The following is a 21,800-nucleotide window of genomic DNA, read 5'->3' as shown; positions in this document are numbered from 1 at the left end:
CTGATGGCGAACATTGCGGCAGTCGGCTCGATAGTCACCTGCCGTACGTTCGTGTTAAACGTTTATATGGACGATAAAAACGTTTAACTTCGTTGTAAAGGGAAAAAATTGGCACTCAGGAAATTGCTGTGCACGATAAGAGCGGTCAAATGCGATACGGCCGGTTCATGACCGGCCGTATCGCATTTTGATCAAGGGCTTAGGCGCCCGAGCGTCTCGTCGAGAGCCTCGAGGAAATAATCACAATCCTTGGCGCTGAATGGCGCCGGTGGCTTCACCTTCAGCACGTTGTGATGCGGCCCCTCGCTGCTCAAGAGTATCCGGTGCTTGCGCTTCATTTCGGCAATGATGAAATCAAGCTCGCTTGCCGCCGGCTCCAGCGTCTCGCGGTCACGCACCAGTTCGATGCCGTTGAAGAGACCGTAGCCGCGCACATCGCCGATGATGGCATGGCGCTTGGCCAGCGCCCGGGCGCCCTCCATCAGCCTGATGCCGACGACCTGGCAATGGTGCATCAACCGCTCGTCGCGAATGACGTCCAGCACCGCAAGTCCGATCTCGGCAGAGACCGGATTGCCGCCGAAGGTGTTGAAATACTCCATGCCGTTTGCGAACGAGGCGGCGATCGCCTCGGTGGTGACGACGGCCGCCATCGGGTGCCCATTGCCGATCGGCTTGCCCATGGTGACGATATCCGGGACCACCCCTTGCGTCTGGTGCGCCCACATATGGCTGCCCACGCGGCCGAAGCCGACCTGCACTTCGTCGGCAAGGCACAGGCCGCCGGCGGCGCGCACATGGGCATAGGCTTCGCGCAGATAGCCTTCCGGCAAGGTCAGCTGACCGCCGGTGCCGAGAATGCCCTCGCTGAAGAACAGCGCCGGACGGCGCCCGTTGGCGGCGAGCGCCAGAACCTGATTGCGCACGTCGTCGGCATATTTGCGGCCGGCATCGCTGTCACCGTAGCGATAGCGACCACGATAGAGATCGGGCATTTCGGCAACCTGCACATGGGCCGGACGCCCCTCGCCGCCCCTGCCAGCAAACTTATAGGGGCTGACATCGATCATGCTTGAGAGATGGCCGTGATAGGCGTGATCGACGGTGATGACGTCGCGGTTGCCGGTGTAGGCGCGCGCCAGTCGGAGCGCCAGATCGTTGGCCTCGCTGCCGGAATTCACGAAGAAGCAGACGTTGAGCGGATCGGGAAACAGCGCGGCGAGCCGCCTCGAATATTCAACCAGCGTATCGTGCAGATAACGGGAGTTGGTGTTGAGCTTGCCCATCTGCGCCTGTGCCGCCTTGACCACGCGCGGATGGCAGTGACCGACGTGGCAGACGTTGTTGACCATGTCGAGCCAACGGGTGCCATCCTCGTCGATCAGGTGGGCGCCTTCGCCGCCGACGATCTTCAGCGGTGCGGCGCTATAGGCGATGCTGAGCGAACGACCGATGCGGCGATGGCGCTCGCGCACGAGAAAGTCCTTTTCGCGCGCGACGATGACGGCGGCCGGGACCGGTAGACCAAGCACGACGCTCGGATCGGGGCTTATCTCCCGCCAGACCTGCCATTGATCGCGCACACCGACGCCGAACATGCGCCCCCCAAGCCCGAGATGGTCGGTCACCAGCTGGAAATGCAGATGCGGCGCCCAGTTGCCGTTTTCTTCGGATGCGCCAAGCGCCGCAAAGCTTTCGCCCCTGGCGACAGGCTGGCCGATCGCCAACGTCGCGAGTGTCTCGCGCGACAGATGGCCGTAGAGCGTCCAGAAGATGTCGCCGGTATCAGTGATATGTTCCAAAAGCACAGTCGGGCCGAAACCGAAGGCGACGGCATCGTCGTGAAGGAAGGCGACCTTGCCGGCGAATGGTGCATGCACCGGCTCACCCGCCGGTGCGAAGAGGTCGACGCCGAGATGGATCGAACGGCGTTCATCGGAAATCGCCGTTTCATAGGCGTCGCCCCGATAGATCCCGCGATCCTCGCCATAGACGCCGATGCCGAAATCGGCATTCTGCTCGCGGATAAAGGCCGCGATCCGCGCTTCAGCCGCCTGGGCATCCAATACCGCCCATTGCTCAGCCTCGGAACTGGAGGCGGAGAAATCGAAGACGGCGACTTGCGGCTTTGCGACGGCCGGCTTGACGATGGCCGAGAAATCGTGGGCATTCCGCTCCAGCCAGGCCATGACGTCAGCCGCATGCGCCACCGGCGCAAAGCCGCAGGCGTCACGGATGCGGGCAATAGCGACAGCGCGGTTCTCGCGTTCCAGGCGCTGCAGCTCGCGCCAGACGTCGTCCTGGCTGACAAGCAGGTAGGTGTTCTCAGGATTGTCGCGGATCTGCTTGGCCGCCATGCACATGCTGACGGCGTAGCGTGTGCGAACGAGGTCGAAGATCAGTCCTGCTTCGGTCTCGCTGATTGCATTTACTCTGTGATAGGCGCCGGTGAGTGCGCCGATCGTGCCGACCGCATCCCTGGCGCCGATCAGCGAATAGGCTGCAGCGACGGCAATCTCAACCACGCGCCAGGTCTCGACCATATCGCCGAAATCGAGCAGTCCGCTGACCCGCCCCTCGTTGTCCAGCAGCACGTTATAGTCGTTGGCGTCGTTGTGAATGACCTGCCGCGGGCAGGCCTGGAGGCTTGGAAGGACGAATGCAGCGAACCGTTCGAGGATCGCGCGCACCGCAGCTTGCTTGTCGGCGCCATCGATCAGGTCCACATGCTGCAGATGCATGTCGGCACGGCCGATATCCCAGGCATAGACGCGCTTCGTGCCAGCGTGGACAAAACTCTCAAGGCTTCGGTCGAGCCGGCCGAGCAGATCCCCAAGCGTCTCTGCGCTGGCCAAACCGCGTGACGCGGATTTCGCCCAGATATCGCCTGGGAGCCAGGTGAGCAGCCGAGCGGTACGCTCGCCGCGCACGACGACATTCACCGTCGACACTCCATTGCGGACCAGAACCGGCCGCGAGACAGACAGATCAGGCGCCGTTGTCGCGAGGTGGCCGAGCACCGCAACCTGCATGCCGAGGTCGTCGGCATCATCAGGTGCATGCAGCTTCAGCAGATACTGCTCGCCGTCTTGCGCGCGGACGCGGTAGTTGAGGTCGTGCTCGCCGGGAAGCGGTGAGACATCCCCTTCAATACCGTAGGCCTCGACGAGCAATGCGCGGATCGCCGCCAGTTCCTGCTCTGCCTTCAAATCATTCTGTGTCATGCCTGCTGCTCGTCCCGTCACCATGAAATCCGTCGTCCGTCGTAGCCGCGGAAGCTGCCGCTATCGGCCATGTCCGCTCCATCGATCATTGTCTTCAAGCCGGCTGCACTCGTCGCCACAGGCACCTGTGCCTCATCGCCGCCCATGTCGGTCTTCACCCAGCCGGGATGCAGCGACAGGACGGTGATGCCATCCTTGCGAAGATCCTGTGCCAGCTTCACCGTCGCCATATTCAAGGCCGCTTTCGAGCAGCGGTAGGCATAGTCACCGTCATCATCGTCGAGCGTGCCTTCGGCAAGCGACCCGGCGCGGCTGGAGATGTTGGCGACAACCCGGCTTTCTCCCGCCAGAAGGTTTGCCCGCAGGGCCTGCACCAGCAGCAAGGGAGCGAGCGCGTTGATGCGCATCACCTCGACGAAGTCGCCTCCGTCGAGCGTCGAAAGCCCACCCGTATCGCCGCGGATACCGGCATTGTTGATCAGGACGTCGATCGCCACGCCTTCGAGTGTCCTGCCGAGGGCCGTAATCGAGGCGGGGTCGGAGACGTCGAGCGACTGGGTTTCTATACCGCCGTCGACAGACGCCGACCCACGGACGCAGGCAATGACGCGCCAACCGTCGGCCTCATAAAGTGTCGCCAGTTCGCGGCCGAGGCCACGCGAGGCGCCGGTGATCAGGACCGTCCGGCGCTCCCGCTCCCCCAAGCTATCGATGCTTGATGTCATATTTTCTCTCGACCATGTTCACGAGGCTCGCCGCGGCAAGCGTCAGGAAGATGTAGAAGATCGCCGCGGAGTTATAGGGCGCGAACGGCAGGAAGCTCGCCGACTGGAACTCGCGCATGCGCTGGGTGATATCGCGGATCGACAGGATCGACAGCAGCGAAGTGTCCTTGAGGATGGCGATCAGCTCGTTGCCGAGCGGCGGAATGATGATCCGGAATGCCTGCGGCAGGATGACAAGCCGCGCCGTCTGCCAGCGATTAAGGCCGATGCTGCGCGCCGCCTCGACCTGGCCAACCGGAATGGCGTTGATGCCGGAGCGGAAGATTTCGGCGAGATAGGCGGAATAGGCAAGCGCCATGGCGACGATGCCGCGCACCAGGTTGGGCGGATCGAGCACGCCCTGCGTGGCGTCCTTCAACGCGCCGCTCAGCGGTAGGCCGACATAGAGCACGATCACCAGCATCGGAATGCCGCGAATGGTATCGACGATGAATTCCGAGCCAATCGCCAGCGGATGGCGCTGGTGCAGATAGCCGCCGAAGGTCAAAAGCCCGAGGATGATCGCAAGCACGGCGATGGTGATGCCGGTCGCGCGGTCGCGATCGTTCAGCGCCTCGGTTTTCCAAAGCACCGGGAGATCGGCGGGCGCAGTGGCGGCAGGCAACAAGGCGGCACTGACGCCCTCGTTCTTCGCGATCGAGGCAAGCGCCTCTGTCGGGCCGACGAAGGTGCGCACCGGCGTCTCCGTCTGCGGCGCGCCCTCATACTGCCCGAAGCGCACGGCGCTGATCAGACCCGCCGGCGTGTTGGTGACGATGCCGACCTTGCCTTGAAGCGTGCCGGCGAGCACGTAGGTGTCGCGCGGCTGCAGCAGGAACCATCCGGCCACAAGCGCGAGGACCAGTGTGGCCACGGCGAAGTAGAGACTGGTGCGCACCGTCGAGTGCAATTGCAGGAGGCCGACCCAGACGAGGCCCAGCACCGCGGCCAGAATATAGGCGGCAATCGCCGCGCGGATGGTGGTCGCCACGCCGGCGGCAAAGGCGATATGGGCGAAGAAGAACACGAAGATCAGGCCGGCGCCGTTGACGACGCCGAGGATCCAGCGCCCCACCCGCCGCAACGGGCTGTCGACCGGTTCGTCGGCACGCGCGCCCGCGAAAAACAGTCCAAGGCCGAGAAGGGTCAAAAGCAGGTAGGCTGGAAACAGCCAGGCCTCGACGCCTCGCACCCACAAATCGGCCGCCTCCGTCAGTTGGCGTGGCGTCACCCCCTTGACGATCAGCTCCGATTTGAAGGCATCGACGCCGTTTGCCACCACCGAGGCGATGAAGGGATGAATGTTATGCCCGAGGAGTAGGACACCTGCTGCCGCAACATTCAGTACGGCCGCGGCTACCGCCCATTTCGGGCGGCTTGCCTTCGCCCGCGAAAACAGGAGGACGCAAAGCCCCGCCGAGAAGGCAACGGCCAGAGCGAGAAAGCCGGGCACGAACGCCGACGAACCGTTCTCGACGCCAAGAATGGCGCGAAGCGACCGCTGGTAGTCTCCGGAGGACACGAAGAGATAGATGATGAAAGGCAGCGCGGTCAGGATGATGAGATTGCTCGGACGCACGCTTCTCAGGAACGACATTCATTCCTCCGGGGTATCGAATGGAACAGGCTGTGATCCCGGAGCACCTATGGCGCTCCGGGGACATTGCGGACGGTTTACTTCAGGCCCCAGTACTTGTTGACCAGCTGGTCGAGCGTGCCGTCGTCCTTGATCATCTTCAGGCCTTCGTTGAAGGCGGCAATGTTCTCGTCGCCCTTGCGGAAGACGAGACCGAGCGGATCGGATTCAAGATCCTTGATCGCCACCACCAGTTCGCCGGCAAATTCGCGCTCGTAGGCCGCTGCATTGGCACCATTGATGACGACGCCGTCGACGTCCTTGTTCTTGAGCGCGATGATCGCGGCACTGAACGTGTCATAGGCGGCGACGTTCTCCTTGCCGACGACACTCTCGGCAACCTGCGCATCGGTGGTGTTCGCCTGGGCAGACAGCTTCCTGCCGGCGTCCTTGAAGCGTTCGAGCGTGATGTCCTGGTCTTCGACACGCATCAGCACCGCCTGGCTGTTGACGATGTAGGGATCGGAGAAATCCATCGCCTTCTTGCGTTCCTCGGTGATCGAGACGCCCGATGCGACCAGGTCGAAATTGCCCTGATCGAGGGCCGCGAAGATGCCGTCCCAGCCGGTGGTGATGAACTCGGCCTGGCAGTTGATCTTGGCGCAGACCGCATTGACCACATCGACGTCAAAGCCGACGATCTGGCCGGTTGCGGGATCGACGCTTTCCATCGGCGGCGAGGTCGTGTCGGACCCCACCTTGAGCAATTTGCCGCCGAGATCGGCGGCGTGGGACACGCTTGTAGAAAAGGCTGCAAAGGTCAGCGCAATGATCAGTTTTTTCATGGTTCTCCTCCTTGGATGATAAAAGCTCAGACCAGCCTGCCGCCGAGATTGTCCGGCTGTCGTTCGATCAGGGTTGGCCTGAAGACCTGCCTGAGCGCCTTCGGGTCCTCACCCTCCATGCGTTTCAGCAGGAACTGTCCGAGGGTCCGTCCGAGGACCTCGATCGGTTGGTAGAATGTGGTGATCGGTGGGGTGAAATAGGCGCTGACGTTGATGTCATCATAGGCGATGACATCGACATCGACGCCCACCTGCCTTCCTAGGCTGCCGAGCCCCGAAAGCACGCCGAGCGTCGTCGATTCGTTGATGCAGACAAAGGCGGTCGGCGGCTCGGCCGCCTGCAGCAGGTCGATCACGCTCTGCCGCCCGAAATGAGTGGAAAGGTCACCTTCGACAATCAGATCGGCAGACGCGGCAATCCCCGCCTCGCGGAAGGCGCGAGCGAAGCCGTCCAATCTGTCCATCGCATAGGAGAACCGGCGTTCTGGATTGACGAGCGCGATGCGGCGATGACCGCCGGCGATGAGCCGCGCGGTCGCAGCATGGGCCGCCCATTCGTTGTCGATATCGACATGGGCGTAGTCCAGATCCTTGCGGCAACGCCCCATCGAGACGAATGGGAAATGATGATCGACCAGCAGATCGATGCGCGGGTCGTCGGCAAGAATGCCCGAAAAAATCAAGCCGTCGGCAAGCCCCTGATCGACGATGCGGCGAGCGGCTTCAGCACCGTCGGCAGCATCGCGGATGACGTGCACGGACATGCGGTAGTCAGTACCATCAAGTGCCTGACTGACGCCGCTTAAGATCTGCGTATATTCGACACCGTCCCACTCGTAGTCGCGCGCGGCTGTCACCGGCATCAGCACCGCCGCCTGAAAGCTCTTTCCGGTGCGAAGCGCCATGCCCCGCGCGTTCGCCTGATAACCAACGTCGCGCGCCGCCTTGAAGATAAGGTCGCGGGTCACGGGCGCAACGACAGGAGATTCCCTGAGCGCTTTTGAGATGGTTGCTATGGAATAGCCGGTGATCTCGGCCAGCGTCTTGATGGTTGGCGCCGGTGCCCGCCGGGTTTTATGCATATGCGCTGCCATGCACCCTCCCAGGCCCTTGGCTCACTCTTCACATATGCGTAACAGCCAATAAAAACGTTTTCAAGAAAAATAAAAACGTTTTTATTTTGACATGGGGAGAAGTTCTACCGCGCAAGAACGTTCGGTCACAGGGACCGACCATAGACCTGCGCACCAGCGCGAGCGGGACTGTGATTGGTGACGAACAGTGGGGGCAGGCCGCGCGGCGCGCGCCCTGGAACCGCCCCCTCAACCTGATCGTTGGCGCGGCACAACAAATTCGGCGCGCATGAAAAAGGCCGCGCAGCACTCGCTTCGCGGCCTCTTATTGAACAATACCCTGGCTACATGCGCATTCTCAATCCATGTCGTCGCCGTCAGGCGCAACCGCATGGTCGCGATTTCCGTGGATGATCTCGCGCTTGCCGACATGGTTGGCAGCGCCCACCAAGCCTTCCTTCTCCATGCGCTCGACGAGCGATGCGGCACGGTTGTAGCCTATCCCCAGACGCCGCTGGATGTAGGAGGTCGAGCACTTCTTGTCGCGCAGCACCACCTTGACGGCCTGGTCATAGAGTTCGTTACCGTCCTCTGAGGCCATGGCAGTCTTGTCGAAGACAGCACCCTGCTCTTCCGCGGGCTCTTCTTCCTCCTCGTCCGCGGTGACGGTTTCGAGGTATTCAGGCCGGCCTTGAGTCTTCAGGTGGGCGACGACATGTTCCACTTCCTGGTCCGAAACGAACGGACCATGGACACGGGCAATCCGCCCGCCACCCTGCATGTGCAGCATGTCGCCCTGGCCGAGCAGTTGTTCGGCGCCCTGTTCGCCAAGGATGGTGCGGCTGTCGATCTTGGAGGTCACCTGGAAGGAGATGCGGGTCGGGAAATTGGCCTTGATCGTGCCGGTGATGACATCGACCGAAGGCCGCTGCGTCGCCATGATCAGATGGATACCGGCAGCACGCGCCATCTGCGCCAGCCGCTGGATCGCCCCTTCGATCTCCTTGCCGGCGACCATCATCAGGTCGGCCATCTCGTCGACGATGACGACGATATAGGGCATCGGCGCCAGATCCATTTCCTGCTGCTCGAACAGCGCCTCGCCGGTGCCCTTCTCGAAGCCGGCCGGGACCGTGCACATCACCGGCTCGCCCTTTTCGCGGGCAGCGGCGGCGCGCTGGTTGTAGCCGTCGATGTTGCGAACGCCGAGGCGCGACATCTTGCGATAGCGGTCCTCCATCTCGCGCACCGCCCATTTCAGCGCCATGACGGCCTTCTTCGGATCGGTGACGACGGGCGTCAGCAGGTGCGGGATACCGTCATAAACGGAGAGTTCCAGCATCTTCGGATCGACCATGATCAGGCGGCATTCTTCCGGCTTCAACCGGTAGAGCAGCGACAGGATCATCGTGTTGATTGCCACCGACTTGCCCGAGCCGGTGGTGCCGGCGACGAGCAGATGCGGCATCTTGGCGAGTTCGGCGATGACAGGTTCGCCACCGATCGTCTTGCCGAGGCACAGCGCCAGCTTGCAGTTGGTCTTGCGGAAATCGACGGATTCGATCAGCTCGCGGAAATAGACGGTTTCGCGGGTCGCATTCGGCAGTTCGATGCCGATGACGTTACGGCCGGGGACCACGGCGACACGGGCCGACAGTGCCGACATCGAGCGGGCGATGTCATCGGCAAGGTTGATCACGCGCGATGACTTGACGCCGGGTGCCGGCTCGAATTCGTAGAGCGTGACGACGGGCCCCGGGCGGACGTGAATGATCTCGCCGCGCACGCCGAAATCTTCGAGAACGCTTTCGAGAAGTCCGGCATTCTGCTCGAGCTGTTCCTGCGACATGAAGAAGCCTCGCCCTTCCGGCGGCTCTTGCAACAGATCCTGCGACGGGAACTCATAGCCGTCGGCCTGAGAGAAACGCTCGGTGACGCCGATCGGCGGCAGCATCGAAGGTGCGCGCGAGACCTGCGCAGGCATGGTGATCGCCGCCTTGGAGACAGTCGTAACCGTACGAACCGGCTCTTCTTCGGGCATCAGTGTGGTGATTTCGGCCGGTTCGATGACGACAGGCGGAACCGATGCGATTTCAGACGGCACGATCACGGGTGCTGGCGCATCGCGAACAGGTTCGACCGAGATCGGTTCTACCTGCGCCATCTCCACAGCAGCAGGCATCGATGGGGTAACGGCCGCAGGACGGCATTCGACGACGCGGAAAAGCGACGTGATCGCCGTTGGCGGCATACGCCTGATTTCAACGGCCTTGATGGGGGCCGCGTTCGAAGCCGGTACCGACACGAAGGGAGCGGGCGCAAAGGAGACCGGCGCTGCGGTCTCGACGAAAGGCTTCGGCTGCGCAGTTGCCGCGTCGGCCGGTTCGTCATCCCCGGTGGACGGACCAAATTCGAAGAAGGCGAAGTCAGACAGGAATGACATGCGCGTGTCGGTCGGGCGCTCTGTCGTGGGGTCTGCAGGTTCGGCGATCGCCAGCGGCTCGACGGTTATCGACGGTAGCGTAATCGCCACAGGCGCTTCGTCGACGGTCGGGGCCGGCTGAGTCGCAACATCAGCAATGGCAACTGCATTGGCGGCCTCTGCCTTGGATGCAGACGACCAATGCGGAATCTGGCTCGTGAGCACGCGCAGCAGCTCGGACGGGCTGTAGGATGGCAGAGCCGGCTCCGGCGCGGGCACGGGCGCAGCGAAGATCACTGGCGCTTCGGCCGGCACAGCAACCTCGACGGTCACCACCTCGTTGGCCATCGGCGCGACCTCGACTGCCGCAATCTCGGCAACGACCGTTTCAACCGGCGCGCAATTTTCTTCGGCTATCGCTTCGCTCTCGCTGTCCGAAGGCGCGCGGCGCTTGGTAAACTCCCGTTCCGGCGTGCGGGTGAAACGGACATTCGGCGCCAGGAAGAAGTGGCTCTCCCACGTCGAATCGCCGTAGTGGCCGGCGATCTCCGACAGGGTCGGCAGCGGCTCGTCGGTCGACGTCGTCACCTGGGCGGGCGCGTAGGCCGTGCCCTGACCATAGAGACGGGCCGCGCGGCCGACATGTGCCGTCGGATCGGATTGCAGGTTGGCGGGTCTGCGAGGCGCGGCAGGCGCCTCGTACAGCTGGTAGGGATCGACGGGTTCCACGTCATGGGTGGGCATATCGCTCAACGCACCGTCCTGCGGATCGTCATAGTAATCCGCCTGGTTTGCATCATGCAAAGCTGCCTGAGAGAAGTTTGTCCTGGGAATACGCATGGGTCCTGGAAGAGCTAGAGACATCGCCGAGGGGCCTGCTAAGCGATAGAAAATGAAGGTTAACAAGTCCCTTCCAACGGTCGCTCGAAAGACGTCCGGCGCGCCGCTCAACCCGGCAAAACAGCCGCTGAAACGCTCGCAATCCCCATCCCGCTCAAGGGCATCGCGCCATTCTGTCGCTGGCGGCATGGGGTCGAAAATATTTCTTCCGGATCCCCATTCTGGGACGCTCCGGCATGGCGGGGCGAGCCTCTTCAGTCGGAGCCAGAGGCCACGACGAATCGGGCCGGCGTGACGAGGTCACGCCGGCCCGAGAATGACCACCGAAAGTGTGCGACAATCCCGAGCGATCAGCTCCGGCGCGCCGCCAGGAAGGCCGCGTGATGCTTGGCCAGTAGCGCAATCGCCTCGTCGACAAAGTCCGGGCTGACATCCGGCGAAAACTCGATCCGGGCGCTCTTTTCGTCCCGCTTCAGCTTGGCAAAGGCCCGGCCGTTTTCGTCCTTGAGCACCTCCGGCTTGGCCGGATCCTGCCTGTCGGCGCGCGACAGCCGCGCGAAGACGAGCTGAAAGCGCCGGTCGCTGTCGGCTTCGAGGAACCGCCTCAGGCTTATCTCTTCCTCAGCCTTCTGCCGTGCCGGCTCGCTCTCGAGCAGAGCCCCGATCGCCATCCAGCGCTCGCGGCCGACCTTGGGCGCCGGACCAATCGCCCGGGCGATTGGCAGCGGAACGCTTTCGGCAACCTGGATCAGCCGCGACAGCTCACTCTTCTGGACGGCAAGCGCGTCGCCGATGACCTTGCGGTCGAAACCACGTTCGGAAAGGGCAGACGCGAACAGCGCCCGCTCGATGAACGACAGGTTGCGGCGCTCGGCGTTTTCCTTGCCTTGCGCCAGCACGAGTTCGTCATCCGTCAAGGGTCGAACGATCGCCTTGACCTTGATGCCGAGGCTGCGGACGGCGTTTAGTCGGCGATGACCATAGGCGGTTTGATAGCGGCCGTGTTTTTCGGGATGCGGGCGCACCAGGATCGGCGACTGCTGGCCGTTCTCGCGAATGCTGTCGCCGAGCGCCAGGAAGTCGGGGTCATCCAGCTCGCCGTCCGTCAGGCGGTCGCCGACGAAGGAGGCGTCGACCAGATCGGGATCGAGCTCCACGACCCGTTCGCCCTGATGCAGCGCCTCGCGCAGCGACCGGGCCTCCTCGGCCTCACGCGTGATGCTGCCAAGCGAAAGCCCCATGGCCTTGATGGCGCCCGATGCCGCCCGAGGAGTTTCGACAGGCGGAGATACGGCTTTCGGGCCTGCCGTCTCGGCAGGCGTAGCCAAATTCTGCTCGGCTGCAGGCGCGGCCGGGGCTACGTTTCCGGAAAAAAGGGCACGCAGTTCGTTCTTGCGGTTGCCAGCCATGTCTCTTAGCGCCCCCAGGCCGCATGAATGAGAGCTTCGATCTCGCCGTTGACGGCATTCAAGGATTCGATCGCGCGGTCGTAGGTGGCGCGCGTGAAATTTTCCCGGCCCACTTCGTAGAGCGTCTGCTTGGTGAGGCCCGCGTCGGAGACGGCAGTCGACTTGACCATCGCCGAAGTCAGGACGCGGTCGCCAAACAGCGAGCGCATGAAACCGACGATCTGCGCCTGCGGACCATCGTTCGGTTCGAAGCGGGTGACGAGATAGCGAAGGAAGTCGAAATTGAGTTCGCCCCCCGCCTCGCGCACGACGCTGAGCAAATCCGAGGTCATGTAGAGGAACTGGTTCATCGACGCGACGTCGAGCATCTGCGGATGCACGGTGACCAGCACCGATGTCGAGGCGCAAAGCGCCGACAGCGTGAGATAGCCGAGCTGCGGCGGGCAGTCGATGACGACGACGTCGTAATCGTCGGCAACGCTTGCCAGTGCCGCCTGAACCCGCGCGAAGAACAACGGGCCGGCCTCCGAGCCATTGTGGCGGGCGCTCAGCGCCTGCGGAGTCGTATGCTCGAATTCCTGCAGTTCCAGATTGCCGGGCACCAGATCGAGCCCGTCGAAATAGGTCGGGCGGATGATGTCCTTCAGCGGCCGTGCTTCGGCGTCGTAGCGGATTGCGCCATAGAGCGTGTCGTTGCCGGTGAGGTCCAGTTCCGGCTGGTAGCCGAACAGGGCCGAAAGCGACGCCTGCGGGTCAAGGTCGACGGCGAGAACCCGGTGGCCGGTCATGGCGAGGTATTGCGCGATGTGGACGGACGAAGTGGTCTTGCCGGAGCCGCCCTTGAAGTTGGTGACGGAAATGACCTGCAAGTGTTCGCCGCGCTCTCGGTCGCGCCATTTCAGGTAGCTGCGCGCTTTGGCGGCATTGCCCTTGGCAAGCGCCTGCTCAGCGAGGTGCCGCCGGAGCGCGTTGATATCGGAGAGCGAATAGGAACGACGGCCGCCGGTGCCGGTATCGGGCTGCGGCCCCTCGCCTGCGAGCGACAGTTGTCGCAGGTAGCCGTCGGAGACGCCGATCAGCTTGGCGGCCTCGCCGGAGGTGAAGCTGCGAAGGGTCTTCATCGCAGTTGGCGGGAACAGCCGCTCCCGCATCGCCTTCAGCTGTTCGGAAAGGGCACGGGCATCCGCGGCGATTGCTTCATCCGCCGGCTGCCTGGCATGGGAAAGATCCGTTTCGGGTCGCGTTTGTGTTACCGTCATATCCATTCCCGCCGTGCTCCTCGCGTGCCTTCCCGCGTGGTCACGCAGGGGAGGCACTAACAGAGATTTAATTCAGATACGCCTAAATGGCACATATTCACAATTTTCCGTAACAGTGATGCCGGAGACAATGATTCGCGTCAAGGCGTCGGGCCGAATTCGAACGTCCCGGCGCACACAATCCTCTGTTGTTACGAGATGACGGAAACACGAAAGCCGCCTGCCCAAGGGCGGCGGCTTCATTTGAACATCGCGCGATGGCAATATTGTCAGATAATCAGAGCTTGGGACCGATATGATCCGGGATCGGGCACTGGTAGGGGGTGCCCTCGGTCTTTTCCCGCCACTCGGCCTTCGCGCGTGCCAGCAGGTCCTGATCGAGGATGAGATCAAGGCCAGTCGTTGCCAGCGACTTGGCGGCGTGCGCGAAAGCCTTGTGCGCAGCCGGGCTCTTGCCCTGCGCTACCACCTGCCAGGTGTGCGGGGCGGTGCCGATCGCCCAGGCTGGCGCCCAGCATTGCGCCGTCGGCGTCACCCAGCTGACATCGCCGACATCGGTCGAACCGGCGCGAAAATGCGACTGGCCCTCGAAATCGCGAAGACCGAGATGGAGACCACTTGATCCATCCATGCGGCTGTTGGCAAAGACGTCGCCCTTGATCTGGTAAAGCCGGATGCTGCTGGCGATCGCCTCCGGCGTCATCGTCCTCTGGATCTCGCGGGCAAACTCGACGTCGCCCTGGTCGAAGGGAACCGGGCCGAGTGCCACCATGTTCTGATGGATAGCCGTTTCCAGCGTGATGTTCGGCAACAGATTGGTGGCGGCGCGATCGAAGACAATCTCGACCTCCGTCTCCGTCATCATCGCAGCGCCCCTGGCGACCTTGTCGATCCGGGCAGCCAGCGCCAGCGCTTCGGGCATTTGCGGTGCTCGCACGAGATAGAGCGCTTCGGCGCGCGCCTGGACGACATTGGCGGCTGTGCCGCCGGCATCGGTGATCGCGTAGTGCACGCGGCAATCCTGCGGCATGTGCTCGCGCAGGAAGTTGACGCCGATGTTCATCAGTTCCAGCGCGTCGAGCGCGCTGCGCCCAAGATGGGCGCCGTTCGAGGCATGCGCCGCGATCCCCTTGAAACGATAGTAGATTTCGAGGACGGCGAGATTGTTGGTCGAGCGCACGCCGTTGAAAGGTGCCGGATGCCAGGTGAGCGCGGTATCGACATCGGCAAAGGCGCCGGCACGCGCCATGAAGGTCTTGCCCGAGCCGCCCTCTTCGCCAGGGCAGCCATAGTAGCGGACCGTTCCCGGCAGATTGTTTTCGCGGAGATAGCGGGCAAGCGCGACTGCGGCGAGCAGTGACCCGGTACCGAGCAGGTTGTGGCCGCAGCCATGTCCCGTGCCGCCGTTTACGAGCGGCTTCGCCTCGGCGAGACCGGCGACCTGGCTCAACCCCGCAAGCGCGTCGAACTCGCCGAGAAGGGCGATCACCGGGCCGCCCTCGCCGGCCTCGCCGATGAAGGCGGTTTCGATGTCGGCCGTTCCCCTAGAGATGCGAAATCCATGCTTCTCCAGCATGGCGATCTGCGTTGCCGCAGACTTGTGCTCACGAAAGCTCAACTCGGCATGATCCCAGATCGCATCGCTCATCGCTGCGAATTCGGGCTTCAACTCCTCGACGATCTCGGAAAGAGCGGCGACGACGGATGGCTGGGGCATAGGTATTCCTCTTGCAGACAGCATAGGGGCCGGCCGCATTGGTATTTCTGTCTTCAGATGGAAGGTGGCGGCACGGATGCCGCCACTGAGAACAGGATCGGATCAGGCGCCGACTTAGAGCGTTTGCGATTTGGAGAAACGCTCTAAGTCTCTGTCTTTACGCATTTCCTGACGGAAAACCGCTCCGCACTTTTCCTGGAAATGCTCTAGTCGTCGAGCGTGACTTCCCAGAGCCGGGTGTTCGACTGCCAGACGGGCTCGCCGTGCAGCTTCTTCGTCGCCCCCCAGATATCGACCATGTCGTACATGAAGATCCCGGGGACTTCCTCGAGCATCAGCTTGTGGAACTCGTCGAAGATCGCCTGGCGCTTGGCCTGATCGGCCTCGACATAGGCCGCCTTCATCAGCTCGATCGCCTTCGGATTATCCCACATCAACGAGGCGTTCTTGTCCTTGTTGCCGACGTAGAAGGAATACATCAGCGCTGGGTCGAGACGCGGCGCGACCGACTGCGAGATGACCTGATAGTTGCCCGAGCGGCGACGGTCGACCTGCGTCGCATAGTCGAGCACCTCGATCTGCACGTTGAGGCCGACCTGCTGCATCATCGCCTGGGCGACGACCGCCGCCGGGAAGCTCGGCACGTTGCCGCGCTTGTTGGCAATGATGGTGATCGGCTCGCCATTGTAGCCGGCGTCGGCCAGGTCCTTCTTGGCCTTTTCCAGGTCCATCGGGATCTTGGTCTTCTGGACATCGGAATAGAAGATCGAGTCCGCCGAAACCATCGAGCCATTGGCCTCTCCGGTGCCGTTCGACACCGCCGCAACCAGCTGGTCAAGGTCGAGCGCTTCGGCCATGGCCCGGCGCACGGCGACATTGCTCAGCACCTTGTCGCGGGTCTGGAAATACAGAAGGTTCTTGCCGTTGTTGCGCTTGACGATGAGCTGCATCGTCTCGCTGTCCTTGAACTCGGAGATCAGGTCGGCGGAGACTTCGGCGGTATCGAGCGCGCCCGACAACAGGCCGGTCTTCACCGTCGAGGCATCGGGGATGACCATGAATTTGATACCGTCGACCAGCGGCCGCTTGGAGCCGACCATGCCATCCGGCTTGCCGTCATTGGCTGGCGAAACATAGGCTTCGTTCTTTTCGAGACGGACATATTCGCCCTTCTTCCACTCGGCCCACTTGAATGGCCCGGTGCCAACGGGCGCAACGAAAGCGCCGTTAGCGCCAACGGAGTCCTTGGCGATGATGCCGGTGTAGCCGCACTCGGGACGCGCCATCAGGCCGAGGAAGACTGCCGAGGGCTTTTCGATCGTCATCGTGACTGTGGACGGATCGACGGCGGTGACGGCCGAAACCTTGATGGTCTTGCTGCCGTCGAAATCGCCGGCGCAGGTCCACTTGGTGTCTGCGGCCATGTAGCGGTTCCAGTTCCAAACGACGTCGTCGGCCGTGACCGCGTTGCCGTTGTGGAACTTCACGTCTTCGCGCAGCTTGAACGTATAGGTCAGGCCATCCGGCGACACCTCGAAGCTCTTGGCGACGAGCGGCTTGACCTCGCCGTTCTCGGCATAGCCGACGAGACCCTCGACGATATGGAAGATCACGGAATCGGTATTGCCGTCGCGATTGACGCCCGGCACGTTGCTGCGGATATCGGAGCTCTGCGCGACGACGAGGTCACGCGCTTCGGCAAAGCCGACCGCACTCATCAGGATCGTGCCGGCAAGGAAGATGTTTTTCATGGTTCCACTCTTCTCCAGTTGTTTCTTGTTGGTTTGTTGCGGTTGCTCGGCTCAGAACGCGTCCCAGCAGGCCTTGGACAACAGGCCGATGGTTTCGAGCGCGATGGTGTAGCCGGGCGTGCCGTCCGCCATCACCGGCGGCACGGCGTCGGTGAAGACGGCGATGGCGTAGAGCGGCCGGCCATCGCGATAGACGATGCCCGTATCCATGCGTCCGCGCTTGCCGCGGCCGGACTTGCTGGCGGCGACAACCTCGAAAGGCAGCCGCGAGCGGATGCCATAGCGCAGGACCTGGTTCTTCAACGTCTGCAGCGCAAAGCGGCAGAGCTCGACGGATGTGCCCAAACGAGCAGCGGCCGCCTCATCGTTCTCGCCGGCGAGGATCGCCTCGAGCAGCAGGATCTGGTCGCTGGCGGTCGTCGTCGTGACTTCACCCAGCGAATGGTCAGGCTTCAGACCAAGCGGCGGGATCAGGAAGCGATGGTGGGTGCCGGCCATGCCGATCGCCTTGCAGTAGCTGTCGACCTCTTCCAGCGTCAGCCGCTCCAGCACCATCTTGGTGCAGACGTTGTCGCTCAGGACCATCATGCCGACGATGGCGTCGCGCAGCGAAATGACGATACCAGGCGTCATGTAGCGGAACATGCCGCTCGCGACCTCGTGCTTCAGCCGCTCCTCGTAGGTGATGGGCGCGTCGAGATCGAGCCGACCCTCGTGCGCCGCCTTCAGCGCCGCCATCATGATCGAGGTCTTGCGGGTGCTCGCCGACGGCGTCTCTTCGTTTTCGCCGCGTCCGATCGTCTCGCCGGTCTGCAGATTGCGGACGAGGAAACGGGTGATGAACGGCTGGGCGTCGGCAATCGCATGAAGCTGTTCGGAGATCGTGGCGGGTTTGATCGCGACAGTCATGTCAGGCCTCCAGGCGCCATTTGAGGGTGACGCCACCCGTCTGGTTGAGATCGAGCGCCGGGATCGCCGACAGCAGCTTGCGCGTATAGGCCTCCTGCGGCTGGTCGAAGATCCGGTCGCGATCGCCCTGTTCGACGATGCGGCCGTCCTGCATGACGATCACCCGGTCGGCGACCTGCTCGACGACGCCGAGATCGTGGCTGATGAACAGGCAGGAAAAGCCGTAGCGCTTCTGCAGGTCGGAGAAGAGTTCAAGCACCTGCGCCCGCACCGTCACATCAAGAGCCGAGACCGGTTCGTCGGCGATCAGGAACTTCGGCCGGCGGGCAATCGCCCTGGCAATGGCAACGCGCTGGCGCTGGCCGCCGGAAAGCTCATGCGGATAGCGATTGGCGAAATCACCGCCAAGACCGACCTCGTCGAGTGTTTCGAGCGCCCGTTTGCGCTTGGCCGCCCCGTCCAGGTCGGGCACCAGTCGCAGCGCCTCCTCGACCAGTGCCTGAATGGTCATGCGCGGGTCGAGCGAGGAATAGGGGTCCTGGAACACCATCTGGCAGTTCAGCCGGTAGTCGCGCCAATCGGCGCTGCGTTCGCGACCCTGGAACAGGATTTCGCCTTCGGCCTGCTGGACGAGGCCGGCGATGGTGCGCCCGAGCGTGGTCTTGCCCGAACCCGAGCCGCCGACAAGGGCGACGACCTCGCCGACATGGATATCGACGCTGACGCCGTGCAGGGCGCGCTTCGGCGCCTGCTTGCGGAAGAGACCCTTGCGGCCGGGATATTCGACGACGATGTTGCGCGCCGACACCATTGGCGTGCGGGACATATCGAGCTTGCGCGGCGCGGCGCGAAACGGCAGCGAGGATAGCAGCTTGCGGGTGTAGGGATGTTCCGGGGCGCTGAGGATATCCTCCGTCGTACCCTGCTCGACGATCACGCCCTTTTCCATGACAACGAAACGGTTGGTGTAGCGTGCTACCATCGGCAGATCGTGGCTGATCAGGAGGACGGCCGTGCCTTCCGCCTTGGTGAGTTCGACCATCAGTTCCATGACGTCACGCTGCACCACGGCATCGAGCGCCGTCGTCGGCTCGTCGGCAATCAGCAAGGCCGGTTTCAGGAGCATGACCGAGGCCAGCATGATGCGCTGGCGCATACCGCCGGAAAACTCGTGCGGATAGGCGGCAAGCGCCCGTTCCGGTTCGCTGAGGCCAACGCGCTTGAGCATGTCGAGGATATCAGCCCGACGTTCGTCGGCGCTCTTCTTCGTATGCAGGATCAGACCTTCTTCGAGTTGCCGGCCGATGGTCATCGACGGGTTGAGCGAAGTCATCGGCTCCTGGAACACGACGCCGATCTCGCCGCCGCGCAAGCGCCGGAGGTCGCGATCCTTCAGGGACAGGACATCACGTCCGCGGTAGCTGATCGTGCCGCCGACATGGCGCACGGCCGGCGGCATCAGGCCGATGATGGCGCGCGTGGCGAGCGTCTTGCCGGAACCGGATTCACCGACGATGCCGACGATTTCACCCGCACCGACGTCGAAGCTGACGTTCTTCACCACCTGGTTGCCGTTATGGGCGACGGCCAGCGACAGGTCGCGAACGCTGAGAAGGGAACTGCCGGTCATTTCAGGCCTCGCATGCGGGGGTCGAGCTTGTCGCGGAGCGCGTCGCCGAGAAGGTTGATGCCGAGCAATGTCAGCGCGATGCAGAGGCCGGGGAAGAAACCGAGCCAGACGGCCTGCTCGATGAACGGGCGGCCGGCGGCCAGCATGTTGCCCCAGGTCGGTGCCGGTGGCGGTACGCCGAGGCCGAGGAACGACAGCGCGCTTTCCGACAGGATCGCCCAACCGAACATCGAGGTCGCAAGCACGGTGATCGGTGCCAGGCAATTCGGCAGGATATGGCGCAGCATGGTGTAGATCTCGCTATTGCCCATGATGCGCGAGGCCTCGATGAACTCGCGTTCGCGCAGCGACAGAACAGCGCCGCGCACGACCCGCGCCATCGACGGCGTATAGGCGATGCCGAGCGCAAAGATGATGCCGTACTGGTTGGCACCGAAGACCGCGAGCAGCCCGAGCGCCAGAAGGATGCCCGGGAAGGCGAGCAGCGCATTGTTGACGGCCATGATCACACCATCGACCCAGCCGCGGGCGTAGCCGCTGATCAGACCGATCAACGTGCCGCAGACGACCGCGAAGGCAACCGTCAGGCAGCCGATCCAGACGCTGGCGCGGGCGCCGATCATCAGCCGGCTGGCGACGTCGCGGCCGAACTCATCGGTGCCGAGCCAATGGGCGGCACCGGGGGCGGCCAGGCGCGAGGTGAAGCCGAGCGCCGAGGGATCGTAGGGCGTCCAGAACACGCCGATCAGTGCGGTGATGACGAGTGCGGCAATCAGGCCGCCGCCGATGACGCCGTTGAACGTGAACTTTCTCATTCTGCCACCACCCGCGGATCGAAGAGAGGATAGAGAAGGTCGACCACCAGGTTGACGACGACATAGGAGAAGGCGACGAGCAGCAGGCAGCCCTGGATCACCGGGTAATCGCGCTGGAAGATGCTGTCGACCATCAGACGACCAAGGCCCGGGATCGTGAAAACCGTCTCGATGACGGCGATGCCGCCGAGCAGATTGCCCAGAATCAGGCCGATCATCGTCCAGGTCGGGCCGAAGGCATTCTTGAAGGCGTGCTTCCAGAGCACGGCACTTTCCGACAGGCCCTTGGCACGGGCGTGGGTGATGTAATCGAGGCGAAGAACTTCAAGCGTCGAGGCGCGCGCCATGCGGATGATCACGCCCATTTCATGGATGACCAGCGTCATCACCGGCAGGACGAGGTAGAGAAGACCGGCTTTCCAGTTTTCCGAGATCGGCACGTAGCCGAGCACCGGCAACCAGCCGAGCTTCAGCCCGAAGGCAAGCAGCAAAAGCAGGCCGAGCCAGAAGGTCGGGATCGACAGGAGCACGGTGGCTGTTCCGACCAGAGCCAGGTCGGTCAGGCTGTTTTGCCGCCAGGCGGCGATGACGCCGGCGGGAACCGCGATCAGGCTCGCCAGCAACACGGCGATGACGACGATCTCGGCGCTGACCATGAAGCGGCTCAGCACCAGGTGCAGGACCGGTTCGTCGGTGACGATCGAGCGGCCGAAGTCGCCGGACAGGATATTGCCGGCCCAGATGACGAACTGCTCGGGAATGCTGCGGTCGAGGCCGAGCACACTGCGCATTTCGGCAATCTGCTGCGGCTCGGCCATATCGCCGAGCATCAGCGCTGCCGGATCGCCGGGAATGAGACGGATGAGCGTGAAGACGGCGACCGAGACGATGACGATCGTCGGTATCGCCATCACGAGGCGGTTGAGTATGAACTTGATCATGGGTTCCCCGTACTGAGAACGGCCTGGCGCAACATCGCGATTCGGCGGCCTTCCTGCCGGCTTTTCTTGAAACAACTATGATCGAATGGAAAAAACTGCGCAATATTATGAGGAATCGTCATAGCTCTATGACGAAGGGATGACACCCCGACTGGATGTGCCCTTGACCAATAGCGCCAGGCCCAACTCCATGAGCTGAAGGTGCCTTTAGAAAGTCATTTCACGAGAACCGCATAAAAACAGGCATCTAGCGGATCAGAACCTGCTTGCGAGCAAGCGGGGGTTGGCTGGCGATTTGAGACGTCAGTTTGGGTGTCGTGGTGTGCCCCGGAGGCTGTGGGCTTTGAACCGTAGGCATCAACGTCGCTCGCGGCTGGGCTTCCAGAGTCGAAGGTTGCCGCCGGACCACACATCCGGCCCGTTATGGGTTCGTTTCGACGAAGTCTCTTTGAAAGATCGGCTCATCACGACCGCTTTCATGTCTCGAAGGCGGCTTGGGCGACACCCTCGGTGTCGTGGCTTTTGTTACGCTTTGGCAGATCGTTGAGATGCTGGAAACTTGGTTCATCTGTCATTTCCGCCCCCATGGTCTCTCGATCGATACACCTCATCCTCCAATAGGCGA

The 21,800-nt window shown here is 62.8% G+C and carries 14 protein-coding genes; all 14 read right to left on the bottom strand.

What is annotated here, in order from left to right; translation table 11 throughout:
- Nucleotides 1-191 precede the first annotated feature (191 nt).
- Entirely contained in the window at nt 192-3,224 is a 3,033-nt protein-coding gene (locus tag LPJGGPFB_RS20760; protein WP_173421806.1) for an aminotransferase class III-fold pyridoxal phosphate-dependent enzyme, read from the bottom strand.
- A 17-nt stretch (nt 3,225-3,241) separates the two neighbouring features.
- Nucleotides 3,242-3,949, bottom strand: coding sequence for an SDR family oxidoreductase (locus LPJGGPFB_RS20755; RefSeq protein ID WP_173421805.1), 708 nt, complete (start codon nt 3,947-3,949; stop codon nt 3,242-3,244).
- On the bottom strand, nt 3,930-5,585 hold the full coding sequence (locus LPJGGPFB_RS20750; RefSeq protein WP_173421804.1) for an amino acid ABC transporter permease: 1,656 nt from the start codon (nt 5,583-5,585) through the stop codon (nt 3,930-3,932). The genes LPJGGPFB_RS20755 and LPJGGPFB_RS20750 overlap by 20 nt, the downstream gene beginning before the upstream one ends.
- A gap of 77 nt (nt 5,586-5,662) precedes the next feature.
- Nucleotides 5,663-6,409, bottom strand: a complete 747-nt coding sequence (locus tag LPJGGPFB_RS20745; RefSeq protein ID WP_173421803.1) for a transporter substrate-binding domain-containing protein — start codon at nt 6,407-6,409, stop codon at nt 5,663-5,665.
- A 26-nt stretch (nt 6,410-6,435) separates the two neighbouring features.
- On the bottom strand, nt 6,436-7,503 hold the full coding sequence (locus tag LPJGGPFB_RS20740) for a LacI family transcriptional regulator (protein ID WP_234902948.1): 1,068 nt from the start codon (nt 7,501-7,503) through the stop codon (nt 6,436-6,438).
- 337 nt (nt 7,504-7,840) lie between these two features.
- On the bottom strand, nt 7,841-10,744 hold the full coding sequence (locus tag LPJGGPFB_RS20735) for a DNA translocase FtsK (protein WP_173421802.1): 2,904 nt from the start codon (nt 10,742-10,744) through the stop codon (nt 7,841-7,843).
- A 350-nt stretch (nt 10,745-11,094) separates the two neighbouring features.
- On the bottom strand, nt 11,095-12,153 hold the full coding sequence (gene repB / locus LPJGGPFB_RS20730; RefSeq protein ID WP_173421801.1) for a plasmid partitioning protein RepB: 1,059 nt from the start codon (nt 12,151-12,153) through the stop codon (nt 11,095-11,097).
- Nucleotides 12,154-12,158: 5 nt separating this feature from the next.
- Complete coding sequence (gene repA, locus LPJGGPFB_RS20725) at nt 12,159-13,418, bottom strand: plasmid partitioning protein RepA (RefSeq protein WP_425513746.1); 1,260 nt, start codon at nt 13,416-13,418, stop codon at nt 12,159-12,161.
- Between the two features lie 271 nt (nt 13,419-13,689).
- A complete protein-coding gene (locus tag LPJGGPFB_RS20720; RefSeq protein ID WP_173421800.1) occupies nt 13,690-15,129 on the bottom strand; it encodes a M20 family metallopeptidase in 1,440 nt (479 codons plus the stop codon).
- A gap of 206 nt (nt 15,130-15,335) precedes the next feature.
- Nucleotides 15,336-16,880 carry an ABC transporter substrate-binding protein gene (locus LPJGGPFB_RS20715; RefSeq protein ID WP_173421799.1) on the bottom strand — a complete coding sequence of 515 codons (1,545 nt, stop codon included), beginning with the start codon at nt 16,878-16,880 and terminating at the stop codon, nt 15,336-15,338.
- 51 nt (nt 16,881-16,931) lie between these two features.
- Complete coding sequence (locus LPJGGPFB_RS20710; protein WP_173421798.1) at nt 16,932-17,789, bottom strand: serine hydrolase; 858 nt, start codon at nt 17,787-17,789, stop codon at nt 16,932-16,934.
- Between the two features lies 1 nt (nt 17,790).
- On the bottom strand, nt 17,791-19,419 hold the full coding sequence (locus LPJGGPFB_RS20705; protein WP_173421797.1) for an ABC transporter ATP-binding protein: 1,629 nt from the start codon (nt 19,417-19,419) through the stop codon (nt 17,791-17,793).
- Nucleotides 19,416-20,234, bottom strand: a complete 819-nt coding sequence (locus LPJGGPFB_RS20700; RefSeq protein WP_173421796.1) for an ABC transporter permease — start codon at nt 20,232-20,234, stop codon at nt 19,416-19,418. Before LPJGGPFB_RS20700 ends, LPJGGPFB_RS20705 begins: the two co-directional genes overlap by 4 nt.
- Nucleotides 20,231-21,175, bottom strand: a complete 945-nt coding sequence (locus tag LPJGGPFB_RS20695) for an ABC transporter permease (protein WP_173421795.1) — start codon at nt 21,173-21,175, stop codon at nt 20,231-20,233. The genes LPJGGPFB_RS20700 and LPJGGPFB_RS20695 overlap by 4 nt, the downstream gene beginning before the upstream one ends.
- Between the last annotated feature and the right edge of the window lie 625 nt (nt 21,176-21,800).

Source organism: Ensifer adhaerens, assembly GCF_013283195.1.
Classification (GTDB): domain Bacteria; phylum Pseudomonadota; class Alphaproteobacteria; order Rhizobiales; family Rhizobiaceae; genus Ensifer; species Ensifer adhaerens_G.
This window is presented reverse-complemented; position numbering and strand designations above follow the sequence as displayed.

What these genes read in the sequence shown, in the direction of transcription:
- LPJGGPFB_RS20760 (WP_173421806.1), bottom strand. Translation starts at nt 3,224, where the DNA reads ATGACACAGAATGATTTGAAGGCAGAGCAGGAACTGGCGGCGATCCGC.
- LPJGGPFB_RS20755 (WP_173421805.1), bottom strand. Translation starts at nt 3,949, where the DNA reads ATGACATCAAGCATCGATAGCTTGGGGGAGCGGGAGCGCCGGACGGTC.
- LPJGGPFB_RS20750 (WP_173421804.1), bottom strand. Translation starts at nt 5,585, where the DNA reads ATGTCGTTCCTGAGAAGCGTGCGTCCGAGCAATCTCATCATCCTGACC.
- LPJGGPFB_RS20745 (WP_173421803.1), bottom strand. Translation starts at nt 6,409, where the DNA reads ATGAAAAAACTGATCATTGCGCTGACCTTTGCAGCCTTTTCTACAAGC.
- LPJGGPFB_RS20740 (WP_234902948.1), bottom strand. Translation starts at nt 7,503, where the DNA reads ATGGCAGCGCATATGCATAAAACCCGGCGGGCACCGGCGCCAACCATC.
- LPJGGPFB_RS20735 (WP_173421802.1), bottom strand. Translation starts at nt 10,744, where the DNA reads ATGCGTATTCCCAGGACAAACTTCTCTCAGGCAGCTTTGCATGATGCA.
- repB (WP_173421801.1), bottom strand. Translation starts at nt 12,153, where the DNA reads ATGGCTGGCAACCGCAAGAACGAACTGCGTGCCCTTTTTTCCGGAAAC.
- repA (WP_425513746.1), bottom strand. Translation starts at nt 13,418, where the DNA reads ATGGATATGACGGTAACACAAACGCGACCCGAAACGGATCTTTCCCAT.
- LPJGGPFB_RS20720 (WP_173421800.1), bottom strand. Translation starts at nt 15,129, where the DNA reads ATGCCCCAGCCATCCGTCGTCGCCGCTCTTTCCGAGATCGTCGAGGAG.
- LPJGGPFB_RS20715 (WP_173421799.1), bottom strand. Translation starts at nt 16,880, where the DNA reads ATGAAAAACATCTTCCTTGCCGGCACGATCCTGATGAGTGCGGTCGGC.
- LPJGGPFB_RS20710 (WP_173421798.1), bottom strand. Translation starts at nt 17,789, where the DNA reads ATGACTGTCGCGATCAAACCCGCCACGATCTCCGAACAGCTTCATGCG.
- LPJGGPFB_RS20705 (WP_173421797.1), bottom strand. Translation starts at nt 19,419, where the DNA reads ATGACCGGCAGTTCCCTTCTCAGCGTTCGCGACCTGTCGCTGGCCGTC.
- LPJGGPFB_RS20700 (WP_173421796.1), bottom strand. Translation starts at nt 20,234, where the DNA reads ATGAGAAAGTTCACGTTCAACGGCGTCATCGGCGGCGGCCTGATTGCC.
- LPJGGPFB_RS20695 (WP_173421795.1), bottom strand. Translation starts at nt 21,175, where the DNA reads ATGATCAAGTTCATACTCAACCGCCTCGTGATGGCGATACCGACGATC.